The sequence below is a fragment of the Hyphomonas sp. BRH_c22 genome (assembly GCF_000961795.1).
Lineage (GTDB): Bacteria > Pseudomonadota > Alphaproteobacteria > Caulobacterales > Hyphomonadaceae > Hyphomonas.
This window is the reverse complement of the sequence record NZ_LADU01000005.1, coordinates 92,355-117,360: the sequence shown is the minus strand read 5'-3', so window position 1 is coordinate 117,360 and position 25,006 is coordinate 92,355. Positions and strand designations below refer to the sequence as shown.

Below are 25,006 nucleotides of genomic sequence, written 5' to 3'. Positions count from 1 at the left end.
CCCGTCCGGAAGGGAGAAGGAACATGATCGACTGGAACCTCGGTGACATTCTCGACGCAGTCGAGCCCGCCATGCCTCAGGACGCTCCGGCGCTGATACACGGCGACCGGATCGTCACTTGGCCCGAAATGTCCGCGCGCTCGAATAATATCGCGCGCGCGTTGCGTCAACGCGGAGCGTGCGATGGTGCCAAGGTGGCCTTCTACATGCGCAACCGCCCCGAATATGGCGAGCTGATGGCGGCTTGTTTTAAGGGGCGCTTGACCCATGTGAACATCAATTACCGCTACCGCGCCGAAGAAGTTTTCTACATTTTCCAAGATTCTGACAGCGAAGTGATTGTTTACAGTTCGGAGTTTCGCGAATGTATCGTCGAACTCAAGGATAGGCTCGAGAAGGTTCACACTTTCGTCGAAATTGGCGACCCTTCCGAAATCGCGTCTTTTGCGAGTCCCTATGAGACGCTGGCGGGAAAAGGGGACGGATCGGCGCTCGGCATCGAACGCTCACCCGACGATTTGCTCTTCATCTATACCGGCGGCACGACCGGGATGCCGAAAGGCGTGATGTGGCGGCACGACGACATGCGCAAGGCCCAGTTGGACGCGCAGAAGTTACTTGGCCCGGTTCCGCAGACGCTGGAAGAAAATGTTGCGCTGATCGAGAAAGAGGGGCCCGGCAGGCGCACTCTCTCCTCCTGCCCGCTCATGCACGGGACGGGCTTCATCACCGCGATAGGTGCGCTCATGTCGGGCGGCGCGATCGTCACGCTGACGGCCCCTTCCTTCGAAGCTTCAGAATTGTGGGAAACGGTCGAAAAGCACCAGGTGGAAAGCATCGCAATTGTGGGCGACGCCTTTGCTAAGCCAATGCTTCGCGCGCTCGAAGAAAACGCGGGGCGCTGGGATACCAGGAGCCTCGTCTCCATCATCTCGTCCGGCGTGATGTGGAGCAAGGAGATTAAGGCCGGTCTATGCAAGCACATTCCCCAGGTCGTGCTGATGGATAGTTTCGGCGCCTCCGAAGGGCTCGGCTTCGGCCTCTCCGTCACGACTGCACAGGGCGGTACGAACACCGCGAAATTCGGGATTGGCGAATTCTGCGATGTCTTCGACGAAAACGACCAGAAAGTCGAACCAGGAAGCGGCGTGCCTGGCTTTATCGCCCGCAAGGGGGCCATCCCCATGGGATATTACAAAGATCCCGAAAAATCCGCCAAGACATTCCGCACAATCGATGGCGTGCGTTATTCGATTCCGGGTGACTGGTGCCGGGTAGAGGCCGATGGAAGCCTTACCCTGCTAGGCCGCGGCAGCGTATGCATCAACACTGCTGGCGAGAAGGTATACCCAGAAGAAGTCGAGGAAGTGCTCAAGACCCATCCCGCCATCGGTGAAGCGCTGGTCGTAGGTGTAACGGACGAAAAATGGGGCCAGGCCGTCACCGCCGTCGTCCACCTCAACCACGACGTCCCGTTCGACGAGCAAGCCGTCAAGGACCATGTGCGCGATCAGCTGGCAGGATACAAAACGCCCAAGGCCATACATCCGACGGAAAAACCCCTGCGTGCATCCAACGGCAAGGCCGACTATGCAACGGCGAAAGCAATCGCCGAACGTTTGACGGTCGCATCGTGAGCAATCGGGTTTCTCCCGATTACGACGCTGTAATCGTCGGTGCCGGCTTCAGCGGGATCTACCTGCTCCACAAGTTGCGTGACGCTGGGTTCAACGTGTTGCTGGTGGATGCTGCGGCCCAGCCCGGCGGCATCTGGTACTGGAATTGCTATCCAGGCGCACGAGTGGATTCACAGGTTCCGCTTTACGAGTTCTCGATACCTGAAGTGTGGAAATCATGGGCCTGGAGCGAGCGATTTCCCGGTTGGGAAGAGCTCAGGGCGTATTTCCGGCATGTTTGCGATACGCTCGACCTGTGGCCCATGATGCGCATGGGGTCAGGGGTCAGAGGCGCGCACTATGAGAAGGAGACGAAGCAATGGCGTCTGCAACTCGACAGCGACAAAACTGTTTCGACACGGTTCCTGTTGCCCGCTCTTGGTTTCGCATCAAAGCCGTATGTCCCCAATTTTCCCGGCCTTGAGGATTTCGAAGGCCAATGGTTTCACACGGCGCGCTGGCCGCAGCAGGGTGTCGATCTCAGCGGACGTAAGGTTGCCTTGATCGGCACCGGTGCAAGCGGTGTGCAAGTCGCGCAAGAAGCGGCCAAGTCCGCATCGAAGCTGACCCTCTATCAAAGAACACCAATCCTGGCGCTGCCTATGCAGCAGAAGAAGCTTTCGGAAGAAGACCAGGAACGGGACAAGAAGGGCTATGCTGCTATCTTCGAAACGCGCAAGCAGACGAGCGGAGGGTTCGAATGCCAATCGCTAGACGTATCGGCGCTCGAAGTTGACGAGAAAGCGCGCACCGCGCACTTTGAAGATCTGTGGCAACAGGGTGGCCTCAGGTTCTGGTATCACAATTTCGCCGACCTGCTTATCAATCGCGAAGCTAACCGCCACGCCTATGATTTCTGGCGCGACAAGGTTCGCGCAAGGATTGTCAACCCCAACCTTGTTGAGCTGCTCGCGCCTTCCGAACCGCCGCATCCATTCGGCACGAAGAGACCTTCGCTCGAGCAGGGATACTACGAGATTTTCGCGCAGGAGAATGTCGCGCTGGTCGATCTCAAGGCAACTCCGATCATCCGGGTCAAGCCGCACGCGATCGAGACCGATGACGGCGAGATGGAATGCGACCTCATCGTTTTCGCCACCGGCTTCGATGCTGGGCGCGGCGGGCTGATCGATATGAACATCACGGGGACGAACAGCCTATCACTTTCCCATGCGTGGGAAGACAGAGTACGCGCCTATCTGGGCATGGCAGTAGCGGGCTTTCCCAATATGCTGTTCGCATACGGGCCACTCAGCCCGTCGGGTTTCTCAAACGGCCCGACCAGCGCAGAGATACAGGGTGACTGGATCTGCGACTTTCTGGTCTGGATGCGGGAAAATGGTGTCGATCTTTTCGAAGCCGATCCGGCAGCTGAAACGGGCTGGACCGAAATGGTTGCCCAAGCAGGCGCGATGACACTCTTTCCCGAAGCGGATTCTTGGTACATGGGCGCAAACATCCCGGGCAAGAAGCGTCAACTGATCAATTTTCCAAGCGTGTCTGGCTATGTCGCACTCTGCGAAGATGTAGCGAACGAGGAGTATCGCGGCTTCGTGATCGACAAACCCACTAGCAAGGAACACTTAACGAAATGAACGTATTGTCCAAGATTGGAGATTTTCCCGACGACATCGACCCTGTCTGGGCCGGCGATGGTTCGCATCTGCCGGAATGGTTTGTGTCGGCCCTCAAGGTGCCGCGCGAAGAAGGTTATGTTGAGATCGACGGTGCCAGGACGCATTACTTTCGCTGGGGCGACCGGAAAAAGCCGAAAGTGCTTATGACACATGGCTTTCTCTCCCACGCCCGTTGCTTTGCCTTCATCGCTCCGTTTCTCGCGGAAGATTACGACGTGGTGGCGTTCGATCTCGCCGGCATGGGCGACACGGAGATGCGCGGGCAAGCCGATCCCGCGGCAAGGGGGCGCGAGTTTGATGAGATTGCCGAGGCACTCGATCTGTTTACAGATGGCCACAAACCCACCATCATCGCGCACAGTTTCGGCGCGGGCGCAGCGCTGACAGCCGTGACCCTGTCGCCCGATGCATTCTCCGGCGTCGTGATTTGCGATCTCATGGTCATGCGAGCCGAGCTCCTGGAGCAATACTGGAACCATCGCCGCTCCAGCCCGGGATCAGGTGATCCTGACAAGCCCAACCGGCCCTATGCGAGCTATGAAGAGGCGCGCAAAAGATACGTCCTTTCCCCGCCCCAGCCGGTCGGCGAGCCGTTCCTCCTAGATTACATGGCGTATCATTCAATGCGGCGCGACGGTGACGGTTGGACATGGAAGTTCTCACCTGAGGTATTCCGACGAAGCAATAAGTCCGACGAATGGCTCACAATCGGCCATCGACTCGTGAATGCGCCGGGCCGCAAGATCATCGTTCATGGCGGAAAGAGTCAGCTCTTTACCAGGGACTCGGCTGACTACATCCGCGAGCTGGGGGGCGGTGACATTCCGATAATCGCCGTACCTGAGGCGCGCCACCATTTGATGCTCGATCAGCCATTAGCTTTTTTAACTGCACTCAGAAGCATTCTCTCCCTTTGGGAGGAGCAGGCACACCCAAGGTGTGTGTGAAGGACAAGCGCGCCGAGATCCACGGGCGGATCACGGCGTACCAGGCTCAGATCGCGCAGGCGAAGCACGACCTGGCTCATATAAATGCGTCGATCCGGCTGTTCACCGACATCTGTGTGCGCCATCTTGAGGTCGATGGCGAACTCACAACCCGGGATCTCGCCGAGCGGGTGATGATCGAGCGCCGACTTGACGCGACGGATGCCACGCTGCGCAATTCGGTCGTCTTCAAGGTCGTCCAGGCCCTTCGCCATGCCGCCCGGCGCAAGCATGTCCGGATGGTGGAGAAGCGCAAGGGCATGTGCGTCTGGGCACCAGGCGATGCCGTCACGTTGCGGGTCGTTGCCAGTAGATGTTGGCATCCAATACCGGTTCGATCAGGACTCAAATCGCTTGCACCGGGAGAGCCGTCCATAGATATAGAAGTTGGCCGAGCTGACACCATGACGCCGGCACACGTCTGCGGTTGCCACGCCTCGTTCCTGTTCAGCCAGGATCGCGATGATCTGTTCCTTAGTGAATTTGCTTTTGCGCATTGTCTGTCTCCGTTGCGACAGACTCTCCATTCAAATGCGGGACCAAATGGATATCAGGTCACATTGTATGAATGCATACCATATGCAAGCAAATGGGCCGTCGGGAGGCCGATGAAGGGTCGGCAAAAGTCCGTTTGCTTACATACAGTATGGACCCGTGCGGAAATTTCGTGTATTAGGGTTGGCAACAGCCGGTAGCACGAGTGCCTGCGGCTTGTCTGAGCGGTGGAATGTCAAACCAGTCGCCCTGACGAAGTGAGGAAAGTATCACATCGTCAGGAAGGCCTCCTCCTACATTCCGCAGTTTCGGTAGACTTGCTGGCTAGATTAATCTAGCCAGCACTTTTTTCCTGCTTTGAATATAGCGGTTGAATTTCGAGCTGCACAAAGCCAGAGTGAACTTTTGACACCATGGCTAGGTTTGGTTGGAATGCCCCAAGAGAAAATTCTGAGATTCGCTGACAATGATTTCTGGAGCGATGAGCGAGTTGAGCTGGCTTTTCTGATAAGCCGTGTTACGCGCGTGCTTCGGCGTCGATTTGATATGGATATGGCATCCTTGGAACTCACGCGGGCTCAATGGAGAGCGATGCTGTATGTTTTTCGGCTTTCTAACCCTACGCAAACCGAGTTAGCCGAGATATTGGAGCTGGGGCGAGCTTCTGTCGGGTCTCTGATAGACCAGTTGGAGCGAAGTGGATATGTATCCCGGGTCGCGGACAGCGATGATCGTCGTGTGTGGAGGGTTGTGCCTTCTAGATTGGCAGTCTCCCGGCAGTCCAAAATTGATCGGGCCGGAAGACGTGCGGCCGCTGAGTTATTTGCGGATTTCGACGAGAAAGATCTTAGAGATTTCCGTCGATGTCTTGAAAAGCTAATCCCAAGCGCGGAATGAGCGTGGTGAACGGTAATCATCCTATTTTTAAGCTGCCAGGTTCCTGAACTTTACGCAGAAAGTTTCAGTTCCATGGCGGGGTAATCCCGCCGATGCCCATGTCCGGGCGCTGATTGTTGTAAATCCAGAGCCACCGCGTAGCGTGTTCCTTGACCTTCTTGATCGCATTGAAGATGAACCGTCCTGGCCATTCCTGCCGAACGGTCCGATTGTAGCGCTCGACATAGGCATACTGCTGCGGCTTGCCAGGCTGGATGCAGAAGATGCCAATGCCGCGCTTTGCTGCCCAGGTCTGCAGCTTGCCACTGATATTTTTCGGCCCCGTTGTCCACGCGCATGCCCATCGGCTTTCCGAGCCCTTCAATGATTTGCTCAAGCATGCGAACGACACGGGCTGCAGGCAGGGAGAAGTCTACTTCGATACCAAGGCCTTCGCGGTAAAAGTCCTCGAGGACATTTAGCGTCCGGAAGGACCAGCCATCGCCGAGTTGGTCGGCCATGAAGTCCATCGACCACATTTCGTTCGGCCGCTCCAGAACCGCCAGGGGCCCGGAACTTCCCGAACCAGGCGTTTCCTCGGCTTGATCTACAAATTCAGCTCCAGTTCGCAAGGATATGCGCGTCTGTGAATCGCGATTTCTTCATTCTCGTCTCCGTCGATAATCAACGCCGGAGAAGTCCAGTTTTCAAGTCGCTTATTTTCAGGGATGACTACCTTTCCAGGTGAAGTCCGGCCCCTGATCGACCCGGATAGCTCAAGTTTTGAGCAGACCCGTTCGAGTGTTTCAGCGATATCGGCACCGGCGTACGTCCCTCGAAAGTCAATGGCTGGAACAAGTCTGGTGAAGGCATCGATGATGTTCAGGGTTCTGATCTTGCAACCGTCGTAGAGTGGGACGTGGACGAAACCTGTGCTCCATGCCTCGTTCGGTCGCGACAGCTGGCAACGCGCTTCCTGATGAGACGTCAAATCGTCGCGCCTTGGCCGTTACGCTGGTAAACACGCACCCTTCCCGCGACAATGCAAAAAGACAAGATGCTTGCCGACGTCCGAGCCTTCACAAATATGGGTCAATGAGATTGCCTTGAATTGAGCCGACTGTCGCGCGTTCGGTCTAGCGCTTACATCTATTGCAAATTTGCATCACATTGCGACGATTTCTGGCAGTGGGCAAAATGAATATTCACATCGCAGAAAAGTAATATAGCATACAGTACGCTATAAACATAAGGAGGAAACCAGGTGCATTATTTTAACACGCTGTCTAAGACAACTGCTTCGGTATCTTTGGCGGCATTGCTGCTCGCCGCAGGTGCTCATGCACAAGTTGAAGTGGACGAGCAGGGTACTACATCGACAACCGAAAACGCAGAGACCACACGTCGTCTGGGCGCAATTACAGTTACGGCGCAAAAGCGCGAGCAAAGTCTGCAAGATGTGCCGATCGTTGTGACGGCTTTGTCCGGTGAACTTCTCAGTGATGCGGGCGTTAAGGATATTAAAGATCTGACGGTCGTTACGCCCGGCCTGCTTGTGACTTCGTCGTCAAAGCAAGCAAATACGACGGCGCGTATTCGCGGCATTGGCACGGTAGGAGACAATCCTGGCCTCGAAAGTTCCGTCGGCGTCGTTATCGATGGGGTTCCGCGCGCCAGGAATGGCGTTTCCTTTGGAGATCTCGGCGAAATCGAGCGAATCGAAGTGCTAAAAGGGCCGCAAGGCACCTTGTTTGGCAAGTCGACTTCTGCGGGCGTTATAAATATCATTACCAAGAAACCGTCTGACGAGCTTGAGTCTATCTTCGAGGTCGGGATCGGCAACGAAGGCTTCCTTCGCACCTCTGCAGAAGTTACCGGACCGCTTTCTGAAACAGTGAGCGGTCGCCTTTTTGGGGTCTATGAGGAGCGCGGCGGTCTTCTCGACGTAAAGACGGGCAATGGTCCGCGTACCGAAGACGAAACGAGTCAGTATGACTTCTACTCCTTTCGAGGCCAGCTTCTTTTTGAGCCTTCGGGCGACCTCGAAATCCTTCTCTCGGCTGACTATACTGACCGGGAAGAAGATTGTTGCATGGGTGACTATGTCTCGGTGGACCCGGCCAGAGGCCCGCTGGTTACGCTGTTGGCCGGCGGCGATGGTGCCTCTGCTTTCCCGATCGATCCGTTCGATCGCGTCGCCTTTGCGAACCGCGACGCCACGCAGACGACCGAAGACTGGGGCGTGTCAGCCAATATCAAGTGGCAGACCGGATTCGGTGAACTGACATCCATCACATCGTATCGCGACTGGGAAAATGGCTCGGGTCAAGATACCGATTTCAGCGCGGCTGATCTTTGGTATCGTGATGATGAAACTTCCGTGGATGCTTTTGCGACTTTCAGCCAGGAGTTGCGGTTCGCAGGTGCCACCGACAACATTGACTGGCAGGTGGGTGCCTTCTACGCAAATGAGACTCTCGACCGTTCAGATTTCATCCGTTACGGCAATGATTACTTTTTCTACTTTCAGCAATTGCTGCTCGGTGCGAGCGGTGGTGCGTTCAATCTCGCTGCGCTGCCCGGTAACATTTACACGGGTGAGGCCAATGCAACTGCGGACGTTTATGAACAATCTTCGGACACATACGCGATCTTTACGAACAATACGTTCAGCTTGACCGATCAGTTCGACCTGACCGTCGGCCTTCGTTATACGATCGATGAGAAGACGCTGGAATCCAATTTTGATGGCAATGCAGGTAGCTGTGCCACAGCCTTGACTGTATTTGGGGCTGCAGGTGGGTTGACCCCAACGCTTTGCTTGCCTTGGACGAACGACAACTTCGTCGGTGTGAGATCCACGCAGGATCGCTCTGACGACGATTTGTCAGGTACAGTGAAGGGGGCATATCGGGTCAATGAAAATCTGATGTCCTACGCGTCCTATTCGCGCGGTTACAAGGCCGGTGGTTTCAACCTTGACCGCAGCCAGTTTGGTCCCTCAGATCCCACGCCGTTTCAACCGAATCTGGACACCGGTTTCGATCCCGAAACTGTGGATGCGTATGAGGTCGGCTTCAAGACCAACAATGCGGCAAATAGCTTGTTCTTCAATGGTGCGATATTCTATCAGGAATATAGCGACTTTCAGCTCAACACGTTCACCGGTACGAGTTTCATCGTGACATCCGTTCCCGGTGTGATTTCCAAGGGCGCTGAGTTCGATATCCGATACCTGCCTGAACAGCTTGAAGGACTGACGCTTCAGGGCGGCCTCGTCTATGCGGAAACCCAGTATGACGATTTCGAAGCGGTAGACTTTTTTGCCCCCCCGCGTCTGCCGGGAAGCACGATTTCGTTCGCGCCCCGCTGGTCCGGAACGTTGGCCGCAACTTATGAGACCCCGTTTATCAGCGACTGGGATGCGAGATTCAATGTGTCGAGCCGATTCACTTCACGGTATAATACAGGGTCGAACCTCGATCCGCTCAAGGAAGTTGACGATTTGGTCGTGGTCAATGCGAGGATGGCATTCTATAGCGACAATTCACCGTTTGAGCTGGAGGTTTGGGCGCAGAACCTGTTTGACGAGGACTATTACGAGCTGGCTTTCGATACGCCCCTCCAGGGCAATGCTGCCACGCAAACAGCGCCTGGAACCGCTGTTGGAGCGTTCCTGTCGCCACCTCTGACCTTCGGAGCAACCGCCCGTCTTCGTTTCTGACGTTGATGTAAGCGTAACTGACCTTGAGGCGGCTAGGTAGGTTCGTTTAACATTTGAAAGTCAGCGAAATACCGTTAGGTGCTTCGCTGACTTTGCTTAAGACGATTCAGGTCGTCGTTCTGCCGCCGAATGCCGGAATTGTTCGCTGGTGTTCAGGGCCTTGTCTGCATTCATGGCGAATACCACTATGAATGCAGACAGTTCCGGGCTTATTGGTGCTGGGATAATTCCGTGAATAATATCCGTAATCGCAGATTGAGACAATGCGCCAGGTCAACTTGTGGGGTGGCGTCTAAAGGCGAACCAACATTCTCTTTGTGAGTGATTGTGTTGAAAAAGTCCCCAAAATCGAAAATCACTAATTTTGAACATTTCTCGAAGAATTTTGTTGAGCCGATACAGTGACTTATAGCTATCCGTATACGGTGTGAACTGCGATTTTTGACTTTTCAGCACAATCTGAGTGGAAAAAGAAGTTTTCGCAGCCCGTTTTGGGGTTACTTGAAAAGCGCGGATACCCAGACTTGATACTTGGCTCACGATCCGCGCTAGCAATTCCCGTCTTTTTCCAGTCGGTCGGGAGTTGGAGAGATCAGGTTCTCGCGGAGGGTTGAGAGCAAAGCCATGGCCGCCGATAGATCTCGGTCTTCTATGGAAGCAAAGACTTGCGTCGCAACGCGTTCGGCAGACTGCGCAAAGGCTTCCGCGCGCTGGCTGGCCAACTGGGTTGGCATGATCCGCCAGACGCGCCGGTCATGGGCATCACGCTCACGCGAGACATAGCCCGAGTTCTCGAGCTGGTCTATGAGTGCTCCAACTGATGGGCGCGCAATATCGAGCGCTTCTGCAAGTGCAGTCTGCGTCGGACCATCCATTTTCAGAACATAAACAAGTACATGCCATTGCGATCGTGTCAGACCAATGGCTTCCATTTCATGATCGAACGCTCCGCGCAAAAGGCGGGTGACCTCGCCAAGAAGGAAACTGAAATCAATCCTTGGATCCTCTTTGATATCTGTCCCGTGCGATCGTGTGGAAACCGCCATCGAATTCTCCGTTTACAAAAACAGTAAGGTAACTTAACAATAGGAAACTTACAAATATCTAAAGTGGAGACACATATTGAGCAACAGTGATGGGTATCTTCACGCAAATAGACTGAAACTGGCGCAGAGTTCGTTCGGTGATCCTGCCGCACCCCCGATAATTTTTGCGCATGGTGGAGGGCAAACCCGCCACGCCTGGAGGGGCGCAGCCAAAGCGCTCGCATTTGAAGGGTATCGCTCAATTGCGTTGGATCTTCGCGGACATGGTGAAAGCGATTGGGCCGCTGACGGAGATTATTCGCTCGAAGCCATAGCGAGAGACCTTATTGAAGTTGGTGAACGCGTGGCAGGTGGGGGCGGGCGGCCGCACATCGTCGGTGCTTCGCTTGGAGGACTTGCCGCCATCGTTGCTGCGGGCGTGCTGTCAAGAAATGCATTTGCGTCTGTTACACTCGTCGACATTGCGCCGAATATGGACGCCGCCGGTGTGGCCAAGGTTGTCGAGTTTATGGGCGCTCACATTGAAGAAGGCTTTGACTCGCTGGAGCAGGCCGCCGATGTGATTGCCACCTATTTACCGCATCGTCCCCGGCCGAAAGATATGGAAGGGCTGCGCAAGAATTTGCGGCAAGATAATGACGGTCGCTGGCGATGGCACTGGGACCCCGCCTTCATCACCGGCGTAATGCGGCGCTCTGCTATTGCCCGCACAGGTGATTTGGAGCAAGCGGTACGAGACATTCGCGTACCGCTTCATCTCATTCGTGGCCGCATGAGCGAGTTGGTTTCGGAAGACTCGGTCACGGCATTTCGATCACTGGCTCCGCAAGCTCACTTCACCGACGTTGCCGGAGCGCGACACATGGTGGCGGGAGACCGGAATGATGTGTTTACCGAAGCTGTTGCGTCCTTCCTGCGTCAGATACGAGAGGAAACCCCTGCATGAATGCCTCATCGCTTACTCTCGACCAGGTGCAGACTGCGCTTGATGCGGCTCCGTTTCACCGTTGGCTTGGACTCAACGCCGTAAGTCTGGACACCGGAACGATCATGCTGGAAATGCCTTGGCGGGACGAAGTTGTCTCCAATCCACGCACACAATCTGCGCACGGCGGTGTTCTCGCTGCGCTCATCGATCTGACGGGCTTTTATGCCTTGCTGGCCGCAGGAAATATGCCAATCGCGACCGCAGACTTGAGGGTTGATTTTCACAAGCCTGCAACACCTGGAACACTTATTGCGACGGGAAAGATTGTCCGTCTGGGCTCGACACTCTCAGTCGCCGAAGCCTCGGTTATGAACGCAGACGGAGCCCTGCTTTCGAGCGGACGCGGTGCTTATCAGATGCCAAGGCGTTCATGATGATCCGTCCGGTGATTGCGCTCTGCTTTATGCCTGTTCTGCTCCTGGGTTGCCGAGAGACGGAGCCTGAAGTCCAGGTTGCCGCGCCGGCAGACGATTTGATGTCTGAAGCCGAGACGGCGCTCGTTTTGGTTGAAACTGTATCCGCAGAAACGACCATGTTGGTCGAACCTCTGATAGCTTCTGGGACGATTGCTGCCAAACAGACCAGCGATATTGGCGCGTTGGCAGAAGGGGTCGTCGACCGAATCTTCGTGCGTGTCGGAGACCGCGTCAGTAAGGGCGATCTGCTTTTTCGCACGCGTCAAGTTGATTTTGAACGGAGGCTTGTCGAGGCTGAAGCTATGCAAGATGTTGCTGCGGCTGAAGTTGACCGCGCCCAAACGCTCGTGAACCGGTACGCGCCGCTCGCTCCCGAAGGTGTGGTTGCCGAGGTGGTCTTTGATGACGCCAAAACCGGACTATTAGTGGCGAAAGCCAATTTGCGTCTCAGGCAGACGGAAGTGGAAACCGCAAACCAAATGCTCACAGATACGATCGTGCGGGCGCCGTTTGATGGCTCCATAACAGCGCGGTATATTGATGAAGGCGTCTTCATGGCGAACAGATTTTCCGGAATGGGAAATTCTGCCGTGGTTCAAGTGCAAGAATGCAGGATCGCGGCAGGGATATTGTTTGCGCCTGAGGCTGAACTCACGCGTTTGCGGCTCGGCTTGACGGGTCGTCTTTTTGTCGATGGCCGGAGTGATCCGATAGAGTCAGAGATTGTTATTCTGAACGACCGCGTGGACCCAACGTCGCGCATGATTGAATTTCGCATGGCGTTCGTGAACCCTGATTGCGGTGTCAAGGCCGGGCAATCGGTGCGCGCAGAAGTGGATGTCGATCCGCGATCAGCCACAGTCCTGCCACGGTCAGCAGTCCATGGCACAGGCGATGCGCGCTACGTATACATCGCCGCAGACACTCAGGTGCACCGACGCCCTGTCAAAGTATCCGATATCGACGCGGATCGTGTTGAAATTATGGGTGGACTGACGGACGAAGACAAGGTGATCGTGACCGCGTCCGGGCCACTTTACGATGGTGCGAAGATTGAGCCTTCATCCTCATGATGTGGCTGGTTGATCTATCGATCCGTCGCGCCGTATTCGCCGTAATGATCATCGCATCATTAGTTGGTCTTGGCTATATGTCGATAGGGCGCCTGGGCGTTGACTTGTTCCCCGATGTAGAATTTCCTTATGTGAATGTGACGGCCGTGTTGGACGGCGCATCTCCGGAAACCATGGAGTCGGAAGTCACCGACATTCTGGAAGAGTATATCAATACAATCGATGGAATAGAGACGCTGCAATCCTTTTCGAGTGAAGGGCGCACGCAAATTCTAATCGAGTTCGATTTAAGTTCGGACGCCCGCGAAAAAGTTCAGGATGTGCGAGACAAGGTGCAGCTTGCCCTGGCAGAGTTGCCACCGGATATGGACCCGCCAATCGTGGACAAGGTCGACCCGGATGCGGCACCGATCATTTCCGTTATGATTGCAGGCGATATACCGATTGCTGAGCTGACGGCCTTTGCAGACGATGTCGCCAAGGAACGTCTTCAACGCCTCGATGGTGTGGGCGCTGTGAATTTGGTGGGAGGTCGTGAACGCGCCGTGCGCATCTGGCTCGACAATGAACGCCTGCGCGCCTTTGGTGTCACTGCCGACGATGTGAGTCAAGCAATACAAAGCGAGCACGCTGAGCTTCCCGGTGGGCGGCTGGAAACCGCTGCTGGCACGCGAGAATTTGGTGTCAAAACCGTCGCCGAAGTTACCCATGCAACCGGCTTCATGGATTTGCCTGTCGCGTACCGCGAAAACGGCGTCACAATCCGAATTTCCGACGTGGCACGCGTTGAGGATGGGCTTGAGGATGAGCGCTCTGCAGCGATGCTCAATGGCAGACGAGGTATCTCACTTGATATCAGGAAGCAGTCAGGTCGAAATACTGTGGAGGTCGCGCACAATGTGAAGGCCGCCACAGAAGAATTGCGTGAGCTTGCGCCCGCCGGTGTGACCATTATCGCGACACGAGACGTGTCGAAGTTCATTGAGAGTTCAATCGAGGATGTGGCCCATGACGTGGTGATCGCGATTGGGCTCGTTGTTGCAGTGACTTTTATTTTCCTCCTTAAAGTCAGAGCGACCATCATTGTTGCCATGGCGATCCCGACATCCCTCGTGGCGACCTTTTTTGGTTTTTACCTCCTCGGCTTCACAATCAATGTCCTGACCCTTCTGGCGCTCACGGTTGCGATTGGGTTGCTCGTTGATGACGCCATCGTTGTTGTCGAAGCGATCATGAAAGAACTTGAAAAGGGAAAGTCGCCTCATCAAGCTGCGCTGGACGGCACACGCAAAGTGGGACTTGCTGTATTTGCAGGCACTGCCGCCACGCTTGCTGTTTTTGTTCCGATTGCTTTCATGGATGGCATCGTCGGACGTTTCTTCTACCAATATGGACTGGCAATCGTACTTTCGGTGTCGGTCTCTTTGCTTGTTGCGTTGACACTTACGCCGATGCTTGCATCGCGCATCCTCGCATCGGGTCGCGTTTCGCCATTATTTCGACCTCTGGAAGCCTTTTGGGACAGCGTTGACCGGGCGTATGCGGGGCTCGTCAAGCTCGCGGTCCGATTGCGCATTATTGTCATTTTTATCGCGGTCGCCTCAGTTGTTGCCGGTGCCTGGTACGCCGCTCGCGTACCTTCAGGCTTCACGTCGCGCGCAGACAGAAGTGAGTTTCAGGGTTCAATTGAGCTGCCACTTGGCACTGGAATGGTTGCCGCGCTCGACGCAGCACAAAAGAGCGATGCTGAACTCCGCAAGATCGAAGATATTGAAGATGTGTTCATATCTGTCGGATCCGGCGCGCAAGCCGACATTCATGTCCTTGAGTTATACGCATCTTTGACCCCGAAACAGGCCCGCCAAACCGGTCAGTTCGAAATCATGGATAAAGCCCGCAAGGCCATCCGAATAGCATCGCCCGAGGCGGTCAAAATATCCGTTCTTGAAGTCCCGTGGGTCGGCGGGACGACGTCCGGCAGTTCGGATATCGACTTGTTGTTGAGAGGATCCGATCTCAACTCCCTTGCGCAATATGCCGATAGTCTTGTGCGCGAGATGCGCGCCAACCCCAATTTTGCCGATGTAAGAACAAGCTTTGAGAGCGGTCGGCCGGAAGCACAAATCCTGTTTGATCGACGGAGAGCCGGGGATCAGGGTATCTCCGCTCGTGCGCTGGCAGAGACAGCCCGAATTGCCCTTGGCGGACTTGATGCAGGCACTTTTGAAGCGGACGGAAAGCGTTATGACGTGCGGTTGCGGCTGGAGGAGGATCAGCGGGAAAGCGTGCAGGACTTTAGCCGAATACAAGTGCGCGGCGCTGATGGGCGCCTTGTTGATATCGGTGCCGTATCACGCGTTCAGTTCGCTTCCGGTCCTTCGCAAATCGATCGATCAGACCGAGCCCGGAAGATTTCAGTGCTGGCGAGTTCTGCAACAGGTGTTTCACTGGGGGAGGCGACAGACACGCTGCTGGAGCTACTTGAAGCCAACCCGCCGCCCGTAGAGGTTGCCTACTCGATGGGCGGCATGGCGGAACGTATGCAAGAAACTGCTGGCGCGATCGGGTTCGCATTGTTGCTCGCCTTGATTGCGCTCTACATGGTACTAGCCAGCCAGTTCAATTCCTTCGTTCAGCCGCTTGTGATCATGGTGACGGCACCCCTCAGTTTTTCGGGGGCATTCGCAGGGCTCTATTACTTTGGACTGGAGTCCTCCCTGTTCGCACAAATTGGTCTCATTGGATTGATGGGGATCGTCATGAAGAATGGCATTCTGCTCGTCGACCGGGCAAACCAGTTGATAGCGGAAGGCATGACAGAAAGAGACGCGATCCTTCAGGCGTGCCCTGAACGTCTGCGCCCCGTCCTCATGACAGCCTTGTCGGCAATTTTTGGCATGGTGCCCGTCGCATTGGCGACGTCTGATGGAGCGGAATGGCGGAACGCCCTCGGCGCACTCCTTATTGGTGGGTTGACCTCTTCAACGATCCTGACGCTAGTCGTAGTGCCTGCGGTTTTTATGATCCCCGGTGATGTTGTAAACTTTTACCGAGTGCTTAAGCGTCTAATCCTTTGGCCATTCAGGCGATCGAAACGTGGCGACGACGCTGCGCAGAATGTAGCTATTGCTCATTCCTGATAATCAAAATTGCTTTGTCGATGTCAGTTTGCTCGGTTTAGGCCGTTGCGCACGGATCCAGGCAATAGCGTCCGCATTGGTGGCGCAATGGTAAGCGTCTTGGATGGGTTTAAGGTCGGTCGGATCGGTACTGTCATGTGTAGACGGCCCGGGTTCTGCGAGCGCAAAGCTTGAGGGACGTTGATCTGACGGGATGCGGTCATGTGTCCGACCTTTTGGCGCGGCGTATGCGACCGCTGGCCCTGATGAAGTCCGCTAGGGCGTTTTCCGAGCGACCTGAATCATTAGGGATTCCCAAGGCAGGCGGATTCTGATTCACCATGGGGGCTGGTGAAGGAGGTCAGCCTGTCATGGGGAAGCCGCTTTCGATTGATCTGAGAGTTCGGGCGTTGGCTGCGGTCGATGCCGGATTGAGCCGCCGGGCTGCGGCAGAACGCTTTGGCGTGAGCGCATCGAGCGTCATCCGCTGGGACCAAGCCCGGCGCGAGCGCGGCGATCCAGGCCCCAAATCCCAGGGCGGCGACCGCACGTCACACAGGATCGAAAAGCATGCCGATTTCATCTTCGCGCTGTTGGAGGAGCGTGGCGACATCACACTTGAAGAGATACGCACCGCCCTGTCGGCGCGCGGCTTTCATACGGCGATCTCGACAATCTGGCGGTTCTTCGATCGCCACGCCGTCACGCGTAAAAAAAGACCGGCCATGCGAGCGAACAGGACCGTCCGGACGTCCTGATCCGGCGCGAGGCGTGGTTCGAAGCCCAGCCCGTTCTTGATCCGGACCGCCAGGTGTTCGTCGATGAAACCTGGGCCTCAACGAACATGGCACGCACCCATGGCCGCTGCCGGCGTGGCGAGCGGCTGCGCATGAGCGTGCCATTCGGGCACTGGAAGACCTCGACGCTGGTGGCAGGCCTTCGCACCAGCGGGATGGTCGCGCCCTGCGTTTTCGACGGGCCCATCAATGGCGAGGCCTTCACCGCGTGGGTCGAGCAGTTCCTCGCGCCGGCCCTCAAGCTCGGCGACACAGTGATTCTGGACAATCTCTCAAGCCATAAGGGGACGAAAGCACGTGAACTGATCAAGGCTGTAGGGGCCGAACTCGTGTTTCGGCCGCCCTACAGCCCCGACTTCAACCCGATCGAAAAGGCCTTCGCCAAGCTGAAGGCCCTCTTGAGAAAGGCCGCCGAACGCACCGTAGATGCCTTGTGGAACACCATCGGAAGCCTCGTCGGTCTGTTCAGCCCGAACGAATGCGCAAACTACTTCGCAGCCTGCTAGGCAAGTAGGGTTGGCGTCCTGGTACAGGCGTCGTCCGGGCGATCAGCTTTACATATGATGCAGACTGGCTCGGTTGGGATCAAGCCATGCAAGTGTCAATTTCGCCGCCGATACGAGATGAAACCTATCGCGGCGCGCCTGTCATAAACGTTTTCAAGAACCGATTGCCAGGATGCCCCGCGTGTACGGGCCAGTTTGGCCGCGCGGCTCAGAGCCAAAGGGACTGATGCAGTCTCTTTGCTGGCAGTCGCGGGCAGGGATTGCGTAGGCACTCTGCAATTTCACTCAGAAGACGAAGCCCCGGTGTGGCCGGTTATGTAGCGGGTGGACCGCTGACAGAAGCGGAGATTGCCGAGATAATCCACAAGCTCAAGGTCAACCCGCTCGGGCTGGATCCGGACGACAATGACTTCCGCATCTCCATCGCTGGTGCTCAGGACAAGACGGCGCTCTTGAATATGGATGAGGGCGGAAGGCCCGATTGCCACAACACATATGCTGAAGCCGCCCATTGGTATTCTCCAGAACGAGATCGACATGACCGATGGCGTTGCGAACGAATACGTATGCCTTGAGCTCTGCCAGGCCTTTGGATTGGACGTGGCCGGGGCAGAGATAGAATCATTTGAAGATCAGACTGTGTTGAGTGTTCGTCGCGTCGACCGACTATGGGACCGGGACCGATAGCTGCGCCTGCCGCAGGAAGAATTTGTCGCTGCCCATGTGCGACGACTGGAGGCTTTGCGCCGCGCCGGCCAGCAGGTGCTCACGCAATCGTCAGGACATGTGACGTCTGACTGGCTATTTCTCTGCTATGGATCCCGTGATGTTCAAGCAAGATTGGCGGAGTCCCGCGTGAAACTGACATATCTTTTTGCCGCTGTTGGTTTATCCCTGTTTGGTCTTTGCGCCTGTACGCAGAAATATGAGAGTCAGCTGACCGCCCGGCACGACGTGCTGGAGGGCGATCGCGTCGCGGCAGTCCTGATCTTCGCGGAATGGTGCCCGAGCTGCAAGGTGCTCGATCCCAAGGTTGAATCGGTGCGAGCCTCCGAAGACTGGACTGGCGTCAGCTTTGTCTTGCTCGACTTCACAGACAAGAATGAAGGCGCCCTGCTCAAAGCAGCTGATGAGGCGGGGATTGGTCCTGCAATCCGAAGGGCCACATTGGACGGCATCCGGACAGGCCAGCTGATCCTGATGGATATTGCGGCACAGGAGGAGATGTCCCGGATAGGGAAGGGCACATCGGTAAAGGACATGGCAGAACGGATACGTTTGGCCCGGGACGAAGTCTCTTGAGCCTGTGGAACCGGTTCTCGCGTGGGTCAGTCTGACTTGGGGCCGACAGCCATGGCGCTGAAGACCGACACGCAGAAAGGTACAATATAGCTGAGGCCCATTTTCCACCAGTTCAGGGGTTCAACCGCCACGACCCGTTCGAACTGGTTGATCAGGGTCAGGAGCGAACCGACCAGTATCGCGACAATGAGACCTCTGGTCAGGATGGGGCGCATGATGTCGTCAAACTCTCTTCAAGCGGTGGCAGGCGGTCAATTCGCCCATGTCAGACTGCTGCCTTGCGGAAGGTAGTAAAAGGCGCGCCGTTGATCCATGCCGCTGCTGGCGTTGCTGCGCCCCAGAAATAACCCTGACCATACCGCGCTCCGAGTTCAAGCAGCCTTTTCCGGTCTGCATCTGTTTCAATGCCCTCGGCAATCGTGACGAGCCCAAGTGAGCCGGCAAGGAGCAGGATTCCCTTGATAAAGGCGTCCTCGTCACTCTGGACAAAGGCCCGGTCGATCTTGAGATAGTCGAACTCGAATTGCTGAAGGTGGGCCAGCGACGACATGCCGGTGCCGAAATCGTCCAGTGACAATTCAACCCCGGCGTCTCGCAACTGTGACAGGACCGACCGGGCGCGGACAGGATCCTCGGCCACACCACTCTCGGTGAGCTCCAGTTTCAGCCGGGCAAAGCGCGTACGCGCCTTGTGGACGGCTCCCACAAGTGTAGAGGGCTCGTTGAGCTGAAACGGGGACACGTTGACGCTCATGAAGAGGTCTTTCCGGCCGAGCGCGAGCGACATGCGGCGCGCGTCTTCAGCCGCAACGATCAGGATGCGGCGGCCGACCTGGTTGATCAGGCCAGATTCTTCAAGCAGCGGAATGAAATCGACCGGCGGCACCGGACCCAGCAAAGGGTGCGTCCAGCGCAGCAGCGCCTCCCAACCTGCGAGCAGATTGGTCGACAAGCAAACGATCGGCTGGTAGGCGACCCACAACTGGCGGCTCCGGATGGCTGTGTGCAAGTGGGATTCCAACTGAGCAAGGCGCTCGGCGCGCTGGCGTTGCCCCTTGTCAAAGTCAACCGACCTCTGGCGCCCGAGGCGCTTGGCCTCGTTCAGGGCGAGGCTGGCATTGTGCATCAGCATCGGGATATCCCGAGACTCCCTCGCCCATGCGGCACCGGAATTGGCCCCCCCTGAGAACGTGAAGCTGCCAGCGTCAATCGACCGGCCGAAACTCCCAAGGCTCGGAATATCCTCGCCTTCCAATTCATCCGGGTGCACGGACGCAAGAATCGCGAATTCGTCTGCGGCGATCCGCGCGATGAATGTCGAAGGCCGGGACGCGCCACGCAGGTCCTGAGCCGCGCGCACAAGCAGCGCATCCCCGGCAACCCGGCCCATTGTGTCGTTGAAACGCCTGAAGCTGCAGAGATCAACGAGAACAAGCCGGAGCGGGCGAAAGGGGCGCTGCCTTGCCCGCTGATCGAGTTCATCATTCAGTGCCTGCCGGCTGGGCAGCCCTGTCAGGGCATCTGTGTACAAGGCATCATGCAGCTGACGCGCTGTCTGCTGTCGTTCTTCAGATTCCTGCCTGAGCTTTGCGAGAAGGCGCTTTTCCTTTTTCAGCAGGCGCACGAGCTGGCTGGCATAATCAGTCACACGCCCCATGAAGCGCTGTCCTCGCCGCATCGCAATCGCGAGGCTGAACGAGAACAGGAGAATGGCGAGGACTTTCTCGACTTCGGCGCCGACAAGAATGGACGGTCCGGACATATAGGCCACAAAGTCGTGCGTTATTGCACTCGGCGGACTTTGCCAGACAGCCCACAGGGTCAGGCCGGTCCATCCGGTGGCAGCCATTGCGCCGGCTGCGAGAACCTCCAGGGGATCTAATCTCAGGGCTCGCAGGCCAATCAGAACGAAGAGCCAGATGACCGTCGGTGATTTCAGCACAAAAGCAGGAGGCTGATCATACTTGGCTTCAAAACAGACGATCAGAGTGAACAGGACGGCAAATTCGCCAGCCATTGTTATGTATGAAAGCCAGGACGGAAGCGGTCGCCGACGTGACATGTAGATGCGGAAAAGCGATAGGATTGCGAGCGCAGACATGGCCGGCCAGACAGGATCCAAGCTTTTCGAACTTGCATCACCGGGCGCCGGGGTCATCACGTATACCAGCGCCATCAGGATCAGGAGTATGGCTGTTACAAGCGCGATCGAGCGATCGCCTATCCGGATTTCATTCTCGAGTTGTGTGTCAGGTGCGGCTGGTCTGGTTTGCATATGCACGTTCCCTTCGAGAGCGCGATGAGTGAGGACGCCAGGCACGTCGCGGCTCAATGGCTTGACCCTCCTGAGGCGCGACTTTCAGATGGATGGCTGCTGTAAGTCCGGGCAGGCAGAGCGGATCTGGATCGTCCCGACTCAGCCTGGCCTGGCCTGTAGGTCTGGTCGATCTGCCAGAAATTCAGGTCAATATGTACAAGCCCACGCTCGCGGTCGCCAGGACGGGCGCCGGTACGGAGTGTGACGGCGATGTCTGCGAGGACGCCTGGATGTAGCCGAAAATAATTGTGCCTATCAAACTGATTGGCGTCCTGGACCATGATGAAGTGAACGGATTTGACGCCCTGAAAAACAGCCCGCGATTCAGGCGACAATTGATCGGGCCGGGCTGCGCCAAATCGCGGCGACCCAAATATCCAGCCAGCAAGACCAAGCGCGTTGTCGCCTGGGTTGAGATAGACATCGATCTGGCCAAATCCGATGCCGAAGGCTTCGGCGACAAGACGTTGCTCCATCACGCCAAGATCGATGTCTGGCGCAGCCATGATCAAAGTGTCGATCCGATAAGTGTCGCGCATCGATACTCCAGCACCTCGGGATTCGATCAACAGTTCCCGCAGGGCTGACGTCACAATTGATGCGCCGTGACTGTGCGTAACAACAACTAACTCATCGACCGCTCCTGTTGCAGAGATGAGTCGCAGCGTTTCTTTCAGATGGTAGACTGAAAAGTCACCGCTTTGCGTGTCACTGAAGTAGCCCAATGCCTTGTGCCCGCCCGTCGGCCAGCTGAACAGTATCGGGACGCCGGCCCTGCCGGCAGCTGACCAGAGTTCGAACAGGTTGAACGCACCATCATCGAACGTATTGTTGAAGCCGTGAACATAGAGAATGACTTTGCCGGTGTCGTTGTCTTCCAGCTCCTGCGTGAGTGCGGCTTGAAATTGTGCGCCTGCGCCCTTGTAGGCGGCCATTGCGCTTCTATCACGGATGAGCACGCCCTTCTCGATCGCAAAAGGCAGGGGCGTTCCCGGAAACCGAACGATTTCATCAGTCAGCGTCGCGGCATAACGCGGTCGCTTGTCGCTGATCGCGTGTCCCGACATGTAGGCGTCGAAGTCTCGCTGCCCCATATTGGTGGTGTCAATCCTGACATGGCCAAAAGCCATCGCGGTCGACCGGTCGGTACCAAAGCCTTGTTCGGTCTCGAGCATGTTGCGATCCGTGACATAAAGCATCTGCGAGGTGTTTTGTGGCACGCCGTCTCCCGGCCGCGACGCCGCTGCACCTGAAGTCTCCCAGGGCGTCGGCGAAACGGCTGCAGGGTAGACGCTGACGCAACCGCCCAGCAGAGCACACAGGGCTAGCAAGCAAAGGCGTTTCATCTTCTTGACCTTTCGAAGTATCGGGCTTTGCGGTGACGCAGAATTCCGGTCACCCAGACGGCTCCGATGAGCACAGATAGCAGCAGGGAGAGGAAACACTGTGGCAGAAAGCCAAATGCACGTGGACAGAAGGGCCCGTTGGCGATCTCGAGAACCGTCGCGAGAAACGCAAGAAAAGCGACAGGCAACCATCCGGCCAGGAACGCCAAATGTCTCTTCCATCCCCATGCCATCGCGGAATAGAAAATGAGACCATATCCAGCGAAGACAAGAAGGCAGGCAGGTAGCGGTCCGATCAGAGGACAAGCGGTACCCGTCGAGAAATGTTCTCCCGTCAACAAAGCTGCCGGAATCAGTCCAAACATGGCGACAATGGCCAGAAACAACCGCGATGTCATTGTCCTTCAATCCGGCTCGTCGTGAGGAGGGACAATGTGAAAAGTATGGCGTGTGACGTGTTCATGGCCGTCGGCAATACCAGCCATCCGATCACGGGCGCCGCGGCATATAGGCCAAAAATCAGAGCGAGCAAAAGTGCCGGACTGAACAATGCCATCCAGCGCGGGTAGCGTGTCTTTCCCGAAAGGATGCGCCGTATCCAGATAATCGAAAAGGCCGCCATGACGAAGCGAAGTGCATTCACCAAGGGCTCGTGAAGCAACCTCTGGTGAACCAGAAGATCCAGGCTGGCTCCGTCCGAACTGAGATCTTGCACGGTTTCAGCAATCAACGCGCGTTGACCGATCCAGACCGTTGCGAGAATGAACGCCCAGGCGCAACATACGAAAATTCCAAAACGCCATTTGGGCGCTTGCGGCAGGAGATGACCTGTGAGGTGCCAATAACCGGCAAGATAGAGAGGGGCAGCCGAGACGCTGAGGAAGTGCCCAAACGTCAATCTTGCCCGACTGACATCCAGAAAAAATCCATAGTCCGGGTCTGTGTAATTGCCCCCCGGGACAAGTTGCAAGACCCCTTCGCCGATCCCGGTCAGCAGGGCGCCGACAAGGCCGGCAATTCCGAACCAGACAAGGTTTTGACGAGGATTGGTGTCGACACAAGTCATGGCGCATCGACCCGCCAGTCCAGGACGGTGTTGGCCGCGACTTGCTCTGCTGAGCGTACCTCGCCATCCGGAAACCGGAGGGTAATTCTCCCGGCGGTCGCGGCATCGCCCAGTCCGATGAAAATATCCGCCGTGCTATCGGAACACAGTCCCTGAGCCGGTACCGCCTGGCGGACAAGTGTTCGACCATCGACAAGAACCTCAATACGGGCCGAATAGGCTGAAACCGAGTCGTCGAGCCGAATGCGTATACCATGCCGGTCGGGCGTTGCATTGAGGAAAGCCCTGGCCGGCCCCTTGAGATTGGCCCAGATTAGATCGGGCAGGCCGTCGCCGTTAAAGTCACCGACCAGTGGGGAAATAGCAAATAGCCGATTGGCCACGCCTGCGCGCTTCTCTACCGGGTTGAATTTGCGCCCCCGGGTATTTTGCAGAATCTTTCCGGCATAGCGGTGGATCAGTGCCGGTTGTCCGAACTTGGCGTAATTCTGGGCGACGGCGATGTCTTCCCAGCCATCGAGATTGAAATCAGCCGCAACCACACCCCAGCCGAAACCCAACCGTGCGGCGTTCATTTCAGCGGCATGGTCGCTGAAGCCTCCCTGGTCGTTGCCGACAAACAGCATGTAGTTGGAATTGAATGGCGCTGATTTCGGCAAGTCACCGCGCAGAAGCGAGGACGGCAGAGTGTTCCCGACATTCGAGAAATAGAAATCGAGGGCGCCGTCACCGGTAAAATCGCCTGCTGCGATCCCCATTGGATAGGAATTCACGGATGGGCTTTCGAGCCGCTCGAAAGGCGGCGCGTCGTTGTTTCTCCAGATTTCGACATGTCCTGTGTCCTGGGCAACGACCAGGTCTGGGTCACCATCATCATCGATATCGGCCAGGACGGCCGTGAACGTGTTGTGCTGGCGGCGTAGGCCCCACAATTCCGTTGCGTCGGTGAAGTCGCCTGCCGCATCCCCCAGCAACAGATAACTGTAGCCTCCGTAAGGGCGCGTGAAGATGGTCTGACCCTCGACGCGATCATTGCTGATATAGCCGGAAACGTAGAGATCGACATGCCCATCGGCATTGACGTCTCCAGGTGTCACCGAAAGAGCGGTGGTGCCGGCTTCCGGCTTGAAAATGGTTCTTCCATCACCGAGTCTGCCACTGGAGTTGAGATACAACCAGACGCCGCTCTCGCGGGCAAGAATCAAATCGGTCCATCCATCCCGGTCGACGTCGACGGAGACGCCGCCCATTGTTGCATCGCTTGAAGGTTTTGAGAGATCATGATCTGCGCTCTGATTTACAAACCTCCCGAGCAAGGCGCTGTAGCTGAAAAGTGCATCCGGTTGATCACGGCCTCCTCCCAGGAACACCTCGTCGTAGATATCACGATCAGTATCGATGACCACGCCCGCCATGAAGGGCAGGGATCCCGACTTTGCCTGGATGTCTGACTGGTTCTCGAACGCCAGATCAACGGATACAAATCTGAGGTCTGTGCTGCCTTGCGTTTTCCACTCAAGTTGCACGAGGCGAAAACCGAGCCAGCCTGAGCTGAGGAGGACGACCAGGACTGTACCGATCCCCAGTGCGCCACAGCCAAGCCAGAACCATTTTGGGGTGGATCGAAACATGCTGG

The 25,006-nt window shown here is 56.4% G+C and carries 21 protein-coding genes and 3 pseudogenes; 15 read left to right on the top strand and 9 right to left on the bottom strand.

Annotated elements, in window-relative coordinates; all coding sequences use genetic code 11:
• Window positions 1-23: 23 nt before the first annotated feature.
• From VR74_RS01075 to VR74_RS01065, 3 genes are read left to right on the top strand one after another with little or no spacing between them, the layout of a single operon-like run.
• Window positions 24-1,637: an acyl-CoA synthetase gene (locus tag VR74_RS01075; RefSeq protein WP_034742442.1), complete on the top strand. Its 1,614-nt coding sequence runs from the start codon at window positions 24-26 to the stop codon at window positions 1,635-1,637.
• Complete coding sequence (locus tag VR74_RS01070) at window positions 1,634-3,271, top strand: NAD(P)/FAD-dependent oxidoreductase (RefSeq protein WP_034742439.1); 1,638 nt, start codon at window positions 1,634-1,636, stop codon at window positions 3,269-3,271. The genes VR74_RS01075 and VR74_RS01070 overlap by 4 nt, the downstream gene beginning before the upstream one ends.
• Window positions 3,268-4,260, top strand: coding sequence for an alpha/beta hydrolase (locus VR74_RS01065; protein ID WP_034742436.1), 993 nt, complete (start codon window positions 3,268-3,270; stop codon window positions 4,258-4,260). The genes VR74_RS01070 and VR74_RS01065 overlap by 4 nt, the downstream gene beginning before the upstream one ends.
• On the opposite strand, the gene VR74_RS20275 is transcribed toward VR74_RS01065, so the two are convergent.
• Complete coding sequence (locus VR74_RS20275) at window positions 4,182-4,622, bottom strand: hypothetical protein (protein ID WP_199286285.1); 441 nt, start codon at window positions 4,620-4,622, stop codon at window positions 4,182-4,184. The two genes, VR74_RS01065 and VR74_RS20275, sit on opposite strands and share 79 nt — an antisense overlap.
• A 57-nt stretch (window positions 4,623-4,679) precedes the next feature.
• A pseudogene (locus VR74_RS20270) lies at window positions 4,680-4,796 on the bottom strand (transposase); the annotation flags it as partial.
• Window positions 4,797-5,226: 430 nt separating this feature from the next.
• Here VR74_RS20270 and VR74_RS21475 point away from each other — a divergent pair.
• Window positions 5,227-5,691, top strand: a complete 465-nt coding sequence (locus VR74_RS21475) for a MarR family transcriptional regulator (protein ID WP_051615544.1) — start codon at window positions 5,227-5,229, stop codon at window positions 5,689-5,691.
• Between the two features lie 64 nt (window positions 5,692-5,755).
• Here VR74_RS21475 and VR74_RS01050 read toward each other — a convergent pair.
• A pseudogene (locus VR74_RS01050) lies at window positions 5,756-6,298 on the bottom strand (integrase core domain-containing protein); the annotation flags it as partial.
• 636 nt (window positions 6,299-6,934) lie between these two features.
• On the opposite strand from VR74_RS01050, the gene VR74_RS01045 reads away from it, so the two are divergent.
• Window positions 6,935-9,394, top strand: a complete 2,460-nt coding sequence (locus VR74_RS01045) for a TonB-dependent receptor (RefSeq protein WP_034742432.1) — start codon at window positions 6,935-6,937, stop codon at window positions 9,392-9,394.
• Window positions 9,395-9,942: 548 nt separating this feature from the next.
• Here VR74_RS01045 and VR74_RS20265 read toward each other — a convergent pair.
• Window positions 9,943-10,440 carry a MarR family winged helix-turn-helix transcriptional regulator gene (locus VR74_RS20265; RefSeq protein WP_051615541.1) on the bottom strand — a complete coding sequence of 166 codons (498 nt, stop codon included), beginning with the start codon at window positions 10,438-10,440 and terminating at the stop codon, window positions 9,943-9,945.
• A gap of 76 nt (window positions 10,441-10,516) precedes the next feature.
• On the opposite strand from VR74_RS20265, the gene VR74_RS01035 reads away from it, so the two are divergent.
• From VR74_RS01035 to VR74_RS01000, 10 genes and pseudogenes are all read left to right on the top strand, one after another.
• Window positions 10,517-11,386, top strand: a complete 870-nt coding sequence (locus VR74_RS01035; protein WP_034742430.1) for an alpha/beta hydrolase — start codon at window positions 10,517-10,519, stop codon at window positions 11,384-11,386.
• Window positions 11,383-11,802, top strand: a complete 420-nt coding sequence (locus VR74_RS01030; RefSeq protein WP_034742427.1) for a PaaI family thioesterase — start codon at window positions 11,383-11,385, stop codon at window positions 11,800-11,802. The genes VR74_RS01035 and VR74_RS01030 overlap by 4 nt, the downstream gene beginning before the upstream one ends.
• Complete coding sequence (locus VR74_RS01025) at window positions 11,799-12,917, top strand: efflux RND transporter periplasmic adaptor subunit (protein WP_034742424.1); 1,119 nt, start codon at window positions 11,799-11,801, stop codon at window positions 12,915-12,917. Before VR74_RS01030 ends, VR74_RS01025 begins: the two co-directional genes overlap by 4 nt.
• Window positions 12,914-16,057, top strand: a complete 3,144-nt coding sequence (locus VR74_RS01020; RefSeq protein ID WP_081812280.1) for an efflux RND transporter permease subunit — start codon at window positions 12,914-12,916, stop codon at window positions 16,055-16,057. Before VR74_RS01025 ends, VR74_RS01020 begins: the two co-directional genes overlap by 4 nt.
• Before the next feature lie 350 nt (window positions 16,058-16,407).
• Window positions 16,408-17,339 (top strand): IS630 family transposase gene (locus tag VR74_RS20260; RefSeq protein WP_155839360.1). Its coding sequence is split into 2 segments (ribosomal slippage): window positions 16,408-16,747 and window positions 16,747-17,339, totalling 933 coding nucleotides; the frame shifts between segments, so codons are not numbered across the junction.
• A gap of 41 nt (window positions 17,340-17,380) precedes the next feature.
• Window positions 17,381-17,566 (top strand): HipA N-terminal domain-containing protein, encoded by a 186-nt coding sequence (locus VR74_RS21470; RefSeq protein ID WP_081812279.1) that lies wholly within the window; start codon window positions 17,381-17,383, stop codon window positions 17,564-17,566.
• Window positions 17,532-17,660 (top strand): annotated as a pseudogene (locus tag VR74_RS21465) (hypothetical protein); the annotation flags it as partial. The gene VR74_RS21470 and the pseudogene VR74_RS21465, both read left to right, overlap by 35 nt.
• Complete coding sequence (locus VR74_RS20255) at window positions 17,645-17,914, top strand: type II toxin-antitoxin system HipA family toxin (RefSeq protein WP_162176954.1); 270 nt, start codon at window positions 17,645-17,647, stop codon at window positions 17,912-17,914. The pseudogene VR74_RS21465 and the gene VR74_RS20255, both read left to right, overlap by 16 nt.
• A complete protein-coding gene (locus tag VR74_RS21460) occupies window positions 17,835-18,026 on the top strand; it encodes a HipA domain-containing protein (protein WP_051615539.1) in 192 nt (63 codons plus the stop codon). The genes VR74_RS20255 and VR74_RS21460 overlap by 80 nt, the downstream gene beginning before the upstream one ends.
• A 54-nt stretch (window positions 18,027-18,080) precedes the next feature.
• Complete coding sequence (locus tag VR74_RS01000; RefSeq protein WP_045693612.1) at window positions 18,081-18,641, top strand: thioredoxin family protein; 561 nt, start codon at window positions 18,081-18,083, stop codon at window positions 18,639-18,641.
• A 26-nt stretch (window positions 18,642-18,667) separates the two neighbouring features.
• Here the strand turns inward: VR74_RS01000 and nrtS are convergent, their stop codons facing one another.
• From nrtS to VR74_RS00970, 5 genes are all read right to left on the bottom strand, one after another.
• Entirely contained in the window at window positions 18,668-18,856 is a 189-nt protein-coding gene (nrtS, locus tag VR74_RS00995; RefSeq protein WP_034742410.1) for a nitrate/nitrite transporter NrtS, read from the bottom strand.
• A 50-nt stretch (window positions 18,857-18,906) separates the two neighbouring features.
• Window positions 18,907-20,916, bottom strand: a complete 2,010-nt coding sequence (locus tag VR74_RS00990; RefSeq protein WP_034742408.1) for a GGDEF domain-containing phosphodiesterase — start codon at window positions 20,914-20,916, stop codon at window positions 18,907-18,909.
• Window positions 20,917-20,969: 53 nt separating this feature from the next.
• The gene (locus VR74_RS00985) at window positions 20,970-22,526 is read right to left on the bottom strand and encodes an alpha/beta hydrolase (protein ID WP_299949263.1); all 1,557 of its coding nucleotides are present in this window, start codon (window positions 22,524-22,526) and stop codon (window positions 20,970-20,972) included.
• A 172-nt stretch (window positions 22,527-22,698) separates the two neighbouring features.
• Window positions 22,699-23,370, bottom strand: a complete 672-nt coding sequence (locus tag VR74_RS00975) for a DUF6796 family protein (RefSeq protein WP_034742399.1) — start codon at window positions 23,368-23,370, stop codon at window positions 22,699-22,701.
• A complete protein-coding gene (locus VR74_RS00970; protein ID WP_299949261.1) occupies window positions 23,367-24,785 on the bottom strand; it encodes a CRTAC1 family protein in 1,419 nt (472 codons plus the stop codon). Before VR74_RS00970 ends, VR74_RS00975 begins: the two co-directional genes overlap by 4 nt.
• Between the last annotated feature and the right edge of the window lie 221 nt (window positions 24,786-25,006).